General features: G+C 62.5%; 12 protein-coding genes. 2 read left to right on the forward strand and 10 right to left on the reverse strand.

What is annotated here, in order from left to right; all coding sequences use genetic code 11:
- Positions 1–117: 117 nt before the first annotated feature.
- On the reverse strand, positions 118–1,494 hold the full coding sequence (locus ACWTU9_RS11210; RefSeq protein WP_455858343.1) for an FAD-containing oxidoreductase: 1,377 nt from the start codon (positions 1,492–1,494) through the stop codon (positions 118–120).
- Positions 1,491–1,952 (reverse strand): DUF4126 domain-containing protein, encoded by a 462-nt coding sequence (locus tag ACWTU9_RS11215; RefSeq protein ID WP_455858344.1) that lies wholly within the window; start codon positions 1,950–1,952, stop codon positions 1,491–1,493. The genes ACWTU9_RS11210 and ACWTU9_RS11215 overlap by 4 nt, the downstream gene beginning before the upstream one ends.
- 130 nt (positions 1,953–2,082) lie before the next feature.
- Here ACWTU9_RS11215 and ACWTU9_RS11220 point away from each other — a divergent pair, with 130 nt between their 5' ends.
- Complete coding sequence (locus tag ACWTU9_RS11220) at positions 2,083–2,640, forward strand: sugar O-acetyltransferase (protein WP_455858345.1); 558 nt, start codon at positions 2,083–2,085, stop codon at positions 2,638–2,640.
- A gap of 15 nt (positions 2,641–2,655) precedes the next feature.
- Here the strand turns inward: ACWTU9_RS11220 and ACWTU9_RS11225 are convergent, their stop codons facing one another.
- Positions 2,656–3,651 carry a helix-turn-helix domain-containing protein gene (locus ACWTU9_RS11225; protein WP_455858346.1) on the reverse strand — a complete coding sequence of 332 codons (996 nt, stop codon included), beginning with the start codon at positions 3,649–3,651 and terminating at the stop codon, positions 2,656–2,658.
- 127 nt (positions 3,652–3,778) lie between these two features.
- Between ACWTU9_RS11225 and ACWTU9_RS11230 the strand changes: the two genes are divergently transcribed.
- Entirely contained in the window at positions 3,779–4,417 is a 639-nt protein-coding gene (locus tag ACWTU9_RS11230) for a cysteine hydrolase family protein (protein WP_455858347.1), read from the forward strand.
- Between the two features lie 64 nt (positions 4,418–4,481).
- Here ACWTU9_RS11230 and ACWTU9_RS11235 read toward each other — a convergent pair whose 3' ends face one another.
- The 7 genes from ACWTU9_RS11235 to ACWTU9_RS11265 form a co-directional block, all read right to left on the reverse strand.
- Positions 4,482–6,161, reverse strand: a complete 1,680-nt coding sequence (locus tag ACWTU9_RS11235) for a formate--tetrahydrofolate ligase (RefSeq protein WP_454585662.1) — start codon at positions 6,159–6,161, stop codon at positions 4,482–4,484.
- 312 nt (positions 6,162–6,473) lie between these two features.
- Complete coding sequence (locus ACWTU9_RS11240) at positions 6,474–7,598, reverse strand: DUF2333 family protein (protein ID WP_454585661.1); 1,125 nt, start codon at positions 7,596–7,598, stop codon at positions 6,474–6,476.
- Between the two features lie 15 nt (positions 7,599–7,613).
- A complete protein-coding gene (locus ACWTU9_RS11245) occupies positions 7,614–8,912 on the reverse strand; it encodes a DUF6638 family protein (protein ID WP_455858348.1) in 1,299 nt (432 codons plus the stop codon).
- A 67-nt stretch (positions 8,913–8,979) separates the two neighbouring features.
- The gene (locus ACWTU9_RS11250; protein WP_455858505.1) at positions 8,980–9,390 is read right to left on the reverse strand and encodes an endonuclease domain-containing protein; all 411 of its coding nucleotides are present in this window, start codon (positions 9,388–9,390) and stop codon (positions 8,980–8,982) included.
- A gap of 69 nt (positions 9,391–9,459) precedes the next feature.
- Positions 9,460–11,370: an ATP-binding protein gene (locus ACWTU9_RS11255; protein WP_455858349.1), complete on the reverse strand. Its 1,911-nt coding sequence runs from the start codon at positions 11,368–11,370 to the stop codon at positions 9,460–9,462.
- A gap of 24 nt (positions 11,371–11,394) precedes the next feature.
- The gene (locus ACWTU9_RS11260; RefSeq protein ID WP_455858350.1) at positions 11,395–12,540 is read right to left on the reverse strand and encodes a hypothetical protein; all 1,146 of its coding nucleotides are present in this window, start codon (positions 12,538–12,540) and stop codon (positions 11,395–11,397) included.
- Positions 12,541–12,567: 27 nt separating this feature from the next.
- Positions 12,568–13,656 carry a hypothetical protein gene (locus ACWTU9_RS11265; RefSeq protein ID WP_455858351.1) on the reverse strand — a complete coding sequence of 363 codons (1,089 nt, stop codon included), beginning with the start codon at positions 13,654–13,656 and terminating at the stop codon, positions 12,568–12,570.
- Between the last annotated feature and the right edge of the window lie 242 nt (positions 13,657–13,898).

Genomic DNA, 13,898 nt, shown 5'->3' on the forward strand with positions numbered 1-13,898 from the left:
CAGCCGGAACGGTCGCTACAGGAGCTGACGTTCGAGCGCCTAAGAAGCCATTTCGGGCGCAATGAACATCGCTCCAATGCACCAATGCAGAAAGCGCTGAGCTTGACGCAGCCGGCCTCAGACGAGCGGCTTTAGCTCCTGGGCGATGGTGGGCAACAGCTCCGAGACGTTGGGATGGATGTGCACGGCGCGCGCCAGCGTGTCGACCGGCGCCTTGGCGTACATCAGGTCGAGCACGCAGTGTACCGCCTCGTCGCCGCCGGGGCCAAGCACCGAGCAACCAAGGATCTCCCTGGTGTCGGCGTCGACCAGGATCTTCATGAAGCCTTGCGTCTCGCCTTTCTCGACGGCGCGGCCGACGCGGGTCATCGGCCGCTGGCCGACCAGGGCCTTGCGCCCCGATTTCTTCACCGCAGCCTCGGTCATGCCGCAGCGGCCGAGCGGCGGATCGATGTAGAGCGCATAGGCCTCGATGCGGTCGCTGACCTTGCGCGGGTCGTTGTCGAGCAAGTTGGCGGCCACGATCTCATAGTCGTTGTAGGAGGTGTGGGTGAAGGCGCCCTTGCCGTTGCAGTCGCCCATCGCCCAGATGCCGGGCACGCTGGTGCGCAACTGATCGTCGACAGTGACGAATCCGCGCAGATCGACCGCGATGCCGGCCTTGTCGAGGCCGAGATCGTCGGTGTTGGGGGTCCGGCCCAGCGCCAGAAGCACATGCGAGCCGACCGCCGGCGGTTTGCCGGCGGAGAAGGTCACGGCGATGTCTTTGCCCTGTTTGGCGAACCGGATGTCGTCGGCGCCAACATGGACGGCTATGTCTTCGTTCTCGAGGATCGACAGGATGGCGGCCGACACGTCCTCGTCCTCGCGGCCTGTGAGGCGCGGGCTCTTTTCGATGACGGTGACTTCGGAGCCGAAGCGGCGAAACATCTGCGCGAATTCGAGCGAGATGTAGCTGCCGCCGACGACGACCAGATGGCGCGGCAGTACGTCCAGATCCATCATCGAGGAATTGGTGAGGTAGGAAATGTCGTTGACGCCGGGCAGGTCGGGCACCGCCGCACGGCCGCCGGTGTTGAGAAAAATTCGCTCGGCGGTCAGTAGATCGTTGCCGACGCGCACGGTGTGGGCGGATTCGAAGCGCGCATGGCCGCGATAGAGCGTGCAATTGTCCATGCCGGCGATCCAGTCTTCCAGCCCGGTGCGGGAGGCGCCCGACACCTTATCCTTGCGGGCCTTGATCGCTTTGTAGTCGACGGCGACGGGCCCGCCGAGCGTCACGCCATAGTCGGCGGCGCGGCGAGCGAGATGCGCGGCATAGGCGCTTGCCACCATCGTTTTGGTCGGAATGCAGCCGGTGTTGACGCAGGTGCCGCCGACGAGCTTGCGCTCGATCAGCGCCACCTTCATGCCAGCCGCGTTCAGCCGGCCGGCGAGCGGAGTGCCGGCCTGGCCTGCACCGATGACGATGGCGTCGAAGGTCTTTGCCGTCATGCCACAGCCGCCACGATCAGCAGGCCGCCGACGACAGCGACAGCGTCCTCGATGAGGGCGGCAGGCAAATCCTTGCCGAAGGCGGCCGCCAGCCGGCCGCGCAGTTCGGCGCCGCCGAGCGTGCCGATCACCGCGCCGATGGCACCGGCGATCAGGCCGCCAATGGTGGAACCGGCGGTCGCGCCGATCACCGCGCCGGCAAAGGCGCCCATGATGATGCGGGCGCCGAATTGCTGCGGCACTTTACGGCTCGGCGTCGAGGGCAGCTGGTCGGTGATGAGTTCAACGATGGCGAGGATGGTGAAGATGCCGACGGCGGCCCAATGGCCCATGAAACTTGCCCAGGTGCCGGCGACCGGTAGCCAGCCGAGATAAGCGCCCCAGGCGACCGCAGCCGGCGCGGTCATGGCGCGAAGACCGGCAATGATGCCGATCAGAAGTGCAAGCAGATAGAGCATGGTCGATCCCCTCAGTGCGGAACCTCGGACGGTCCGCGCGGCAAGCTAGCATAGGCCGGGGATTTGGACAGCGGGCTTTTCCCCGGATGAGGATTGTGCTTTGGCAGGAGATCAAATCGGAGGCGTAGCCATGTCCGCAAGCGAACGCGCAAAGATGATTGCAGGCCAATGGTACACCTGCATCGACGACGAACTCGAGGCGCTGCGGGTGGTCGCGCGCGATGCGGTGTTCGAGCACAATTCACTGCCGCCCCGGCAGCGCGGCAACATCGGTCCAGCGCTGTCGGCGCTGCTCGGCGGCGTGGGCGAGGGCGCCCGCATCGAGGCGCCCTTCCACTGCGCCTACGGCCTCAACATCCATCTCGGCGCAGGCGCCTTTCTCAATGCCGGCTGCACCATCCTCGACACAGCGCCAGTGCACATCGGCAAGCGGACGCTGCTTGGACCTCATGTGCAGATCTACTGCGCCGAGCACCATAAGGAGGCTGCGGGCCGGCAGGCGGGGCTGGAGATCGCCAGGCCGGTCACCATCGGCGACAGCGCCTGGATTGGCGGCAGCGCCATCATCCTCGGCGGCATCAACATCGGCGATGGCGCCATCGTCGGCGCCGGCGCGGTGGTGACGCGCGACGTGCCGGCAAATACCACCGCGGTTGGCAATCCGGCGCGGGCGGTCAAGCGCGGTTGAATCCTTCGCAAGTGGTCAGTGCGAAGCCACGCGCGCCACACGTTCATCCGGATCGGCTCGCCGCGAGAATTCACGCCGGTATTGCGCCGGTGACGTCTTGAGCCGCGCTGAAAAATGCTGGCGCAGCGAGGTGGCGCTGCCGAAGCCGGCGTCGAAAGCCACCATGTCCATCGATTTTTCCGTCGCCTCCAGCAGCCGTTGCGCGAGTTCGATGCGCTGGCCGACCAGCCACTCGCCAAAGCTGGTGCCGATCGATTTCTGGAAACGGCGGGTGAAGGTGCGCCGGGTCAGGCCGGCGGCCTCGGCGACACGGTCGAGGCTGTGTGTTTGGCCGAGCGTTGCCCGCACCGCGTCGAGCGCCTGGGTGAAGCGGTCGGTTGCCGGGGTCTTCGCCATCGGGCGCTCGATGAACTGGGCCTGCCCGCCCTGCCGGTGCGGCGACAGCACGATGTGCCTGGCCAGCCGCAGCGCTATCTCCGCGCCATAGCGGGCGCGCACGATGTGCAGGCAGCAGTCGAGCCCGGCGGCGACACCGGCAGAGGTGACGATGTCGCCATCGTCGACATAGAGCACGTCGGCGTCGACTTCGATGTCGGGATGCAGCGCCTGCAACCGGTCGGTGGAGGACCAATGCGTGGCCGCCCGCCGGCCGGCGAGCAGCCCAGCGGCGGCGATGGCGAAGGTGCCGAGACAGAGGCCAACGATCAGCGCGCCGCGTCGGTTTGCGCGCGTAAGCGCTTCGAGGAGCGGGGTGGGGAGCGGGGCGTCGAGATCTTTCCAGCTCGGAATGATGACGATGTCGGCATCGTCAAACGCGGGGAGCCCATGCGGCACCGCGATCGTCAGCCCGGCATCGGTGTGGATGGGCCCATCGTCGAGCGCGCAGACGCGAAAGTCGAAACGCGGCAGGCCGAGCTTGGTGCGGTCGGTGCCGAAAACCACGCACGGCACGGAGAGGTGGAACGGGCTGATGCCGTCAAAGGCGAGGACGGCAATGATCGGATCAGTCATGGGCGTTTCCAGCAAGCGAAGGCGGATTGTCCCAATTCTTTCGAATGATGTCAATCGGGCCACTTTTGGCAGTCTGGCGATCGGCTTATTTTCGACCTGTCCCATTCAAGCCCGAAAGGAAAACACCATGTCCGCCAACACCACGCCGCGCCGCGCACTCATCGTCATCGATGTCCAGAATGATTATGATGGCGGCAACCTCGCCATCCAGTATCCGCCGTTCCGCGACAGCGTCGTCAACGTGGCGCGGGCCATGGACGCTGCTACTGCCGCCGGCGTGAAGGTGGTGGTGATCAAGCAGATGGCGCCCGAGAGCTCGCCCGTCTTCGCCAAGGGCAGCCATGGCGCCGAATTGCATCCCGAAATCGCCAGGCGTAAGCGCGACCACTATGTCGAAAAGACCCTACCAAGCGCCTTTACCGGTACGGATCTTGAAATCTGGCTGCGCGCCAACGCCATCGATATGATCACCGTTGTCGGCTACATGACGCATAATTGCGACCTGTCTACCGTGATCCACGCCGTGCATATGGGCTTCGCGGTGGAATTCCTGTCCGACGCCACCGGCTCGCTGCCCTATGCCAACAGCGCCGGTTATGCCTCGGCCGAAGAGATCCACCGCGTGGTAAGCATCATTCTGCAATCACGCTTCGCCGCCGTGCTCAAGACCGCCGAATGGATCGATTGCCTGAAGACAGGTGCCCTGTCCGAACGTGACACGCCCTATGCGTCCAACCAGCGGGCGCTGGCGCGTAATGCGGCTTAGTTCTCAGGAAACAAAAAAGGCGCCGCATCGCTGCGGCGCCTTTTGATTGTCGAGATGAAAGATCTCAGAACAGGCCTTCGATCTGGCCGGCTTCGTTGAGGAAGATCTTTTCCGAGGATGGCGCCTTGGGCAGGCCAGGCATGGTCATGACCTCGCCGCAGATGACGACGACGAAGCCGGCGCCGGCTGAAAGCCTGACCTCGCGCACCGGCACGGTGTGGCCGGTCGGCGCGCCGCGCAGGTTCGGGTCGGTCGAGAAGGAATATTGGGTCTTGGCCATGCAGACCGGCAGGTGGCCATAGCCGGCCTGCTCCCAGGCATGCAGCTGGTCGCGCACCGACTTGTCGGCAATCGCTTCCGAGCCGCGATAGATGCGTTGGACGATGGTGTTGATCTTCTCGAACAGCGGCATGGCGTCGGGATAGAGCGGGGCGAACTGCGAGGCGCCGGATTCGGCCAGCGCCACCACCTTGTTGGCGAGATCCTCGATGCCGGCGGAGCCATGGGCCCAGTGCTTGCACAGGATCGCTTCTTCTCCCATCGAGGCGACATAGTCCTTCATCGCCTGGATCTCGGCGTCGGTGTCGGAATAGAAGTGGTTGATGGCAACCACCGCCGGCACGCCGAACTGCCTGATGTTCTCGATGTGGCGTCCGAGGTTGGCGCAGCCCTTCTTCACCGCCTCGATGTTTTCCTTGCCGAGGTCTTCCTTCTTGACGCCGCCATTCATCTTCATGGCGCGCACGGTGGCGACGATAACCGCCGCTGCCGGCTTGAGGCCCGCCTTGCGGCACTTGATGTCGAAGAATTTTTCGGCGCCCAGGTCAGCGCCAAAGCCGGCTTCGGTGACGACATAGTCGGCGAGCTTCAGCGCCGTTGTGGTTGCGACCACGGAGTTGCAGCCATGCGCGATGTTGGCGAATGGGCCGCCATGCACGAAGGCCGGGTTGTTCTCCAGCGTCTGCACCAGGTTCGGCTGCATGGCGTCCTTGAGCAGCACCGCCATGGCGCCGTCGGCCTTGAGGTCGCGGGCATAGACCGGCGTCTTGTCGCGGCGGTAGGCGACGATGATGTCGCCGAGGCGCTTTTCAAGATCCTTCAGGTCGTTGGAGAGGCACAGGATCGCCATGACTTCGGAAGCGACGGTGATGTCGAAGCCGGCCTCGCGCGGAAAACCGTTGGCGACGCCGCCAAGCGAGGCGATGATTTCGCGCAGAGCGCGGTCGTTCATGTCCATGACGCGGCGCCAGACGACGCGGCGGGTGTCGATGCCGAGCTCATTGCCCCAGTAGATGTGGTTGTCGATCAGCGCCGACAAAAGATTGTGCGCCGTGGTGATGGCGTGGAAGTCGCCGGTGAAGTGGAGATTCATGTCCTCCATCGGCACGACCTGCGCATAGCCGCCGCCGGCCGCACCGCCCTTGACGCCGAAATTCGGACCGAGCGATGCCTCGCGGATGCAGACGATCGCCTTCTTGCCGATGCGGTTCAAGCCATCGCCGAGGCCGACGGTGGTCGTCGTCTTGCCTTCGCCTGCCGGCGTCGGGTTGATGGCGGTCACCAGGATCAGCCTGCCGTCCTTGTTGCCCTTCACCGACTTGATGAACTCTGCCGAGATTTTCGCCTTGTCGTGGCCGTAAGGCAGCAGATGCTCGGTCGGGATACCGATCTTCTGGCCGATCTCCTGGATCTGCTTTTTCTTGGCGCCACGCGCGATCTCGATGTCGGACTTCACTTCGGCCATGACGGCTTTCCTTCGGATTGGACGGTGGAGGGGACGGGTTTGATCTCACTCGCAGGCATGTTGAACCCGGGCGCGGGCATGTTCTAACCCTGTCGCTGCCGCGGCGTCAACTTGCATGCAACTATGTTTCCTATGAAGAAAGTGTCTCCGCGGCCGGGCCGACCTGTCGCCGGTTCTTCCTGGCTCCATTGCCGCGCCGTATAGAAGCCAGAGGACGAGACATTGCGCCGTCTCAAAACAGCCGCGCAATGCACGGAATGCGACAGAGGCGACGGCGCAAATTTGCCATCGCTGCTGGCGTTGCGATAAGCGCTACTGCGTCAGAACGTTGCTGATCTCGACCATGTTGGAGCGCACGCGAAGCACGTAAAAACCCATCGTCGTCAGATGGGTCGGCATGATCCAGCCATCCTCGCGGCCATTGGCGATGATGAAGGGCTGGATGCGCAGCGCCGAGACGAATTGGGCGTCCATCGTGTCCCACAGATTGCCGAGATGCTTTTCCTTGATCACGTCCTCGAAGTCGGCCTGGGCGCCCTTCATCAGGCCGTAATAGGCATAGAGCTGGCCATAGGCGAACCAGAAGCGGTCGTCGGCGCGGAAGTCGAACCAGCCATTGTTGTGGTTTTCGGCGCGCTCCTTGAGGATCGCCGAGGTCGAACCGATGTCGGAGGAGATGCGGTCTATATACTGCTTCAGATTGTCGGCACGGGCGTCGAACGTCGCCTGGCAGGTGGCCAGGCGGGCGTTGAAGGAGCGCAGCTTGTTGACGGCATCGCGATAATAGCTCGGCGTCGGCGTCTTCGGTCCGAACGGGTTCAGGCCGAAATACCAGGTTTCCTCGTCGAACTGCAGATTGCCGCGCGCATCCTGCAGATCGGCGTCGATCTGCGATGTCGTGCGCACGCGACCGAGATTGTCGGCAAGCTCGGTGGCGGTGCGCCGCACCGCCTGGTTGATGCCGCGCTGGAACGAGGCCTTGTTGTCCATGAACGGCGTGTGATCCCAGTCGACGCCGAACAGGCCGAGCTTGTAGAGGATCATCGACGAGACCCAGGCATTCTGATTGACGTTGAAGTCGGTAAGGTCGGCCGCCACCTGGGCGATGCCCGAATTGCCGCAGGTCTTGGCGGTGTCGGTGCCGGCGCCGGCCGCGACCTGTTCGCCGGCGGAAATGTTGCGGTTCTCGAAGGTGTATTTGTCGACGTAGTTGGGGTCGAACTTGTTCCACCACTGGGTGGCGTAGAAGAAGTTGGCGTAGAGGCCGATCAGCACCAGAAGCGCCAGGCCCACCACCGCCTTCAGGATCCAGCCGCGCTGCGTATACCAGCGCCCCGCCCACATGAAGGGCCACAGGACCACGCCGATGGCGAGGCCGATGCCGCGGCCGATCCATTGGAAGATGCGGGTGAAGAAATTCACGATCGGATCAAGCATGGCTGTTTTCACCCCTCAATCAGTCAGGCCATAAAGACGGGTGCGAAACGCCACCTTGTCTTTCAAATATGTGGTTTTCAGAACGTCCACAACATGCGATCGCCAGGCATCGCTGTAGCCGTCATAGTCCTTGTAGAAGCCGGGCTTGTTGAAGACGTAGCGCGAGACGAAGTCCTGCGGCACGAAATCCGAGATCAACTGGTTGGTCAGCCATGCATCGGGATGGTCGGGCTTGCCGCGCACGACCAGGAAGCGCTGGCGCGGCGCGACATCCTCGATCTTGAGATGGCCGAGCTGGGCGATCTCGCGCTTGGCGGCGTTGAGGAAGGGGAAATTGCCATCGCTGGTGATCAGGTCGGCATGGCCGTGGATCCAGGTCTGCAGCCAGACCTTGTCCACGTCGGTCAGATTGCGGTTCGGCTCGGTGTCGCGGATCAGCGATCGCACCACCATCTCGGCGCGGTGCTCGAGATAGCCCGAGCTTTCGACCCATGACGCGCGCGGCAGTTCGATGCGGCCGGTGCTGGCCAGGAACTTGAACACCTTGTCGGCATCGTTGATCGAGAGGTAGCTGACCTGCCAGGGCCGCGAGCGGCGAAAGCCGGGTGCGGCCGGATCGCCGATGACCGTCGTCATATCGGAATCGACGAAGACGTAGACGCCGCCGAAATGGCTGGTCCAGTAGGCGTTGTGGCGGAAGATCACCTGGTCGGGAACCAGCGCGTTCTCTCTGATGTCGCCGCAGACCTTGGCGAGATCGACCATACGGGTCAGCATGGCATTGTCGCGCCAGGCGTCGGGCTCCTGCTTCAGCCGGTCGACGAGCTTGCCGAGCTCGGCCGCCTTGCCCAGAACGTCCTCGGCCGACAGCACCTTGAACTCGACCTGGCTGATCGACAGCAGATCCTCGATGTCGTTGACCAGCGGAACGGAATCCTCGATCTCGCCGTAGATGACGTCCTTGATGGTCAGCGCGTCGATGGCGCGCTGGTTCTTGGACATGAACTCGAACATCAGCTGCGAGGTGTTGGAGAAGGCGGTGTGCACCACCGGCAGGTCGATCTGCGACGGCGTCAGGATGATGAAGCGGCGATTGACCTCATTGGGATCGAGGTAGTTATAGTCGCCGCATTCCTCGGCGATCTCGGGCGAGAAGCCGGTGCGGTCGATCTGGAAACTCTTCAGCTTGGTCGGCTTCAGGCCGAAGGCAACAAGCGCCTTGTTGTAGCGCTGGATGAGGTGCGTCTCGTCGACGGTGAGCAGCCGGCCGTAGATCAGCTCGTTGTCGCGCAGGAGGTCGGGTTTTTTGCTCACCTTGCCTTCTCCCCGTTAACGGGGAGAAGGTGCCCGAAGGGCGGATGAGGGGCGGCGCAAACGCTCATCATCTTTCCGCCAACCTCGCTGCAGGCAGGAATTTCGCGTCGCTTCCGATCATTTTCTGGTTCAGCCGTCCATCCAGGACCGCAACAATTGTATCCAGCACGCTCTTGTGGCTTGCCAGTACGTCAGCGTGCCAAACCCTCAAAACAGACCAGCCGTTCCTGTTCATCGTTTCGTCCCTGTATCGGTCATAGGACCGATTTGCATGCTGGCTTCCATCGACTTCCACAACCAGGTTGGCTTCACGACAGGCGAAGTCGGCGAAATATGGACCTATTGGCAGCTGGCGAACAAATTTGTAGCCGTTCAGTCGTCGCCCGCGTAGTTCGTGCCAGAGTTTTTCCTCGGCATCGTTCTCGACTTTTCGAAGTTGCCGGGCTCTCGCCACCTTCGGCTCGTTTCCACCACGCACAGCGCTGCCCCTCATCCGCCCTTCGGGCACCTTCTCCCCGTTCACGGGGAGAAGGAAGAGGGGCACGCTTCACGCATTCCAGAGCCCCTTCTTCTTCATCTCCTCCATCTCACGACCCGCGCGTTCACGCAGCCTCGCGTCGCGCAGCAGTTTTTCCACCGCGGCGTCGTCGGATTTATCGGAGTAGCGGAACTCTGAGTCGGCGTAGCGGTTGATCTCCTGCATCACCATGTCCATCGAGAACGGCCCGCGCAGTTCCTCGATCATGGCTTTCTTCTCGTCATAGCCCTTGTGCATGAAGGCTTCCGGCTTCTCGAACCAGTCGTCCGGCAATTCGATGTCCATGGCGCGCATCTTGATGGCGTCGGTGACGTTCTTGATGGCGCGGCCGGTGAAGCGCGGTTCGGCATCCTTGATCAAGTGCAGATAGGTGCCGATGTCGGCCATCGATTTCGGCGCGCCATTTTCCTTCATGTAGCGCTCATAGACCTTCATCAGCCCGTCTTCCTGCGGCTTCCCATGCTCCTCATAGGCTTCGGTCACGGCGCGCTGGATTTCCTGCGCGGCGTAAAGCTTGTGGTCGCCAAGCGGGATCTTGTGGTTCTTGCCCGCGAGCAGCACGAAGATGTCGATGTAGTCGTCACGGCTCTGCGGCCCGTCGACCAGCCAGCGGGCGCCGGCACGCTGGCGCAGCGCGTCGTCGACATTTTCGGGGTAGTTGGAAAACATGCCGAAGGAGCAATTGCCGCGCACCACCGTGCCGGCTCCGGCAAAGGCATCCATCAACACGCCGGTGATTTCCTGCTGGCCGGCCGAAGCGCGGTCGTCGGAGCGGCGTGCCGCCACCTGGTCGATATCGTCGACGGTGCCGAAACCGATGACGCGCGGGTTCAAGACATTGTTGATGAACTGGCGGCAGTTCTGGCCGGATTTGCCCTGATAGGACGAGATCTGGTCGACGCCGAAATTCTCATAAGCGAAAGGATAGCCGGCGACCTGGCAATAGCCGTTGACGAGGCCGGCGATCATCTGGATCAGCGTCGTCTTGCCGGTACCGGGCGCGCCGTCGCCGATGAAGGTGAAGAGGAAGCCGCCGAGCTCGACAAACGGGTTCAGCTCGCGCTCGAAATCATAGGCCATCAGCATCTTGGCGAGCTTGACCGACTGGTATTTGGCGATGTGGTTGCCGACGACCTCTTCAGGCTTCTTGAAGGTCATCACCAGTGGCTTGGAGCGCTTGCCGGGCGCGACGTCGAAGCCGTCGAGGGTGAAATCGTCGGCGTCGATGCGGATATGGGCGTTCTCGAACGGGCCGATGCCGTCGAAGCGGCCTTTGCGCGCCAGCAGCCCGTCTATAGCGACGCGCGCGAAAGCACGCGCCCGCGTCGTCAGGTCGCCATCGTCCTTGGAGCCTGCAATCGCCTTGTCGAGACCGGCGACGATCGACTTCACCGCATCCTGAGGCGTGTCGAACAGGAAGTCCGGCTCGGGGATGTCGTTGGGCGCCTCGCCATCGCTGTCGATTAGCTGGAACAGATAGGACGCCAGGCTGAAGGCCGAAACGTAAGCCGATGCTGACAGAAGCTTCTTGAAGGTGGCGGCATCGTCGCCTTCCAGCGGCGCGCGGGTGTTCTTGGCCTGCAGGCCTTCAAGGTCTGAGCCCTCTGCAAAAACGTCGGAGATGGCGAGCGCAATCGCCAGGCCGCGCCGGGCGCGATAGAGCAGCGTGTGCTGCGGGATGCTCATCAGCTGGTCGTCGGGATGAATGGCGGCGACGGTCTTGGTCAGCTCGACCTCGCGCGTGCGCCGCACCGAGCCGACCGAGACTGTCGAGACGAAGCGGCGGTTGGTGCCGGCAAGGGCGGTGCCGGATTCGCGCGAGGGGTCTTCCAGAACGACGACGCGGGTGATGAAGCTCTGAGCGGTGGCGCGGTGCTTTTCGATCGCCGCTTCCGGGATGGTGGTCAGGCCGGTGTCCATGAAGGATGCTCCGTGGTGTGACGGTCAGACGTCTGAGATGACCTGCCCGTTGGACAGGATGTGAACCTTGTAGCCGGAAAAGATCTTCTGTGCCTCCCCCGCCGCGTAGAGTGCCTGATAGGCCTCGTGCGGGATCAGCGCGTGGTTCTCGTAGCTCGACACGCCCTGGCGTGCGGCTTCGAGATCGTCGGTGTTGATGAAGAATTCCTGCGTCGTCTTCTCGCTTGAAAACAGGCCTTTGCGTCCAGGTTTCTCGCCCTTGGAATAGACCTCCTGGATGGTCCAGGTAAGCAGCCAGGCATTTTCGGGCTTGCGCACCTTGGCCAGTACTTCGGTCACCGTCGAATTGTTGTCGGTGATACCAGCGGAATAGAAGGGGCCAAGCACGACGCGACGCAACTGCTTGGGGTGCAGCGGCTCGAAATCCTTGTCGAGATTGACCGCAATGGTCGCGGGCGACAGCGTGTAGGCGGAATTCTTCTCGGTGAAATCGTCGAAGCGGTGAGCGAGTTCGGGATTGAGCAGGCCGTCGACGGGGAGCGGAATGTCGACCCGTTCGTTGAGCTTGCCGTTGCCGTCGACAAGCTGGCTGATCATGGCTTCGGAGGAATCCTCCACCGTCACCATGTAGACCAGCGGCAGGTTGGCGCTGCCGTCGAATGTCGCCCAGTGGACGAGGTAATAGGGCCGGAAGGTTTTTGGATTGACCGAGACCTTGGCTGTCTGCGCCAGCGAGAACGGTCCAAAAGTCTGCTCGCTCTTGACGTCCTCGAGATAGAGCCGCTCGGCCATCGACTTCTGTAGCGCTTCGGGGAATTCCTTGTGGCGCAGGATGAAGTCGGCCATTTCCTCGCGCAATTCGCCGGCCAGCGGGATGTTGGCCAGCCGCGCGTCGGCCTGGCGGCGATCGTTTTCCAGTTCGAGCAGGTTCTGGAAGACGGGATAGCCGCTGTCGGCGCGCGAAATGCGGAACGTGTCCATGAAGCCGAGACGGTTGCGCCAGCAGGAGAACGACTTGTCCAGCCGGGCAATATATTCGGCGACGATCTTGGCGACGATTCCATGCCGGTAAAGCGGCGAGCGGTCGTCGCGCATGAACACTTCAAGGCCGCTGAGTGCGGCCGTGATGGCGGAAAAATAGCGCGCCGCCGCTTCGTTTTCGGGAGTCATGCCGGTGTGCCCGCGTGCAGCCGCCCCTTACGACTGCACGTAGTTCGCTGAATTGTGCTTCTTCATCACGTCGTCGAAACGGCGGGCAAAGGCATCGTCGGCGAGCTTCTTGCGGCGCTGGATGTCGGCGCTGGCGACCATGTTCTTCTCGTGCATTTCGAGGAGATCGCCAATGTGCTTTTGCGCGGCGGCGCCGATGCCGGCCATGGTCTCTTCGGCGGTGTTGTCGACCTGGCTGCCCAGCGTGTTGATCTTGTGGGCGACATCCTGCTGGGCGGCGGTCTTCAAAGAATCTTCCAGGGCCTTGTAAAGCACGATGCGCTGTTCGGTATCGATGGTCAGCTTGTTGATCAGCGTCGACTGCGCGGCAATCTGGTTGTTGAGCGAATCGACGAAGGTCTGGAACATCGAGGTGTAGCGCTCCAGCGTCTGGCTCTCGGCCAGCAGCTCCTGCTCCTTGGCCTGCTTTTCATTGTATTCGGTGGCCAGTTTCGAGCGCTCGCCCTCAAGCTGCGTGCGCTCCTTCTGGCTGGTCGACGCCGCGATCTTGTTCTCGATGTCGAGCAGCAGCGGATTGACCTCCTCGATGCGCTTCTGCACCGCTTCGAGGTTGGTCATGGTGGTCTTGCGGCGCTCGATCACCTGCGACAGGCTGGCTCCGGAAGTCTTGTAGCGCTGGTCGAGGACCTCTTTCTGCGCTTTCAGGATGCCGACGATGGTGTCGGATTTGACCAGAAGCTCCTGCAGATTGCCGGCCAGCGACATGTTGCGGACACGGTCGGTGCGCATGCGCTGCTTGCGTTGCGCGGAGAAGACGCCGACGAAGCTTTCCCAGCCGGTGTAGTTTTTCATGCTCTCGAATTCGGTGCCGAAGACGTTGGTGGCGTCTTCCAGCCCGATGATCAGGTCGGCGATGTTGCCTTCCATCACCTTCTGCTGCTTCAGCACGTCCTCGATGCGGGCATTCTCAATGTCGAAATTGGCGTCACCGATCTTCTTGTCGGCGGTGGCCAGCGTGTCAAGCACGGTGCCGGACTGCTCGATCTTGGTGCGCATGTCCTGCACGACTTGCCTGGTCTTGGCAATTTCGGCATCGAAATTCTGCAATGTCGCCATAGGGGCCTCCCGCTTCGGCTTCCGGTCGCTGGCTGCGAACAGCGGCGAATATATGTGGGGCATCCAGGGATTGAAAGACGCAAGACAAGACCCGCCCCGAAAACAAAAAAATCCGTCATCGTCTTGAAAGTCAATGAAGGCGGGGTCATGGCGTGATTAATTGGCCGGCCACACATTGTTCAACTGTCATTGAACTTTGATGCTGGCAAAGCAGCCGATCTTCGCTGGCGCCGATGCCCTGA

Source organism: Mesorhizobium sp. 128a (genome assembly GCF_053848025.1).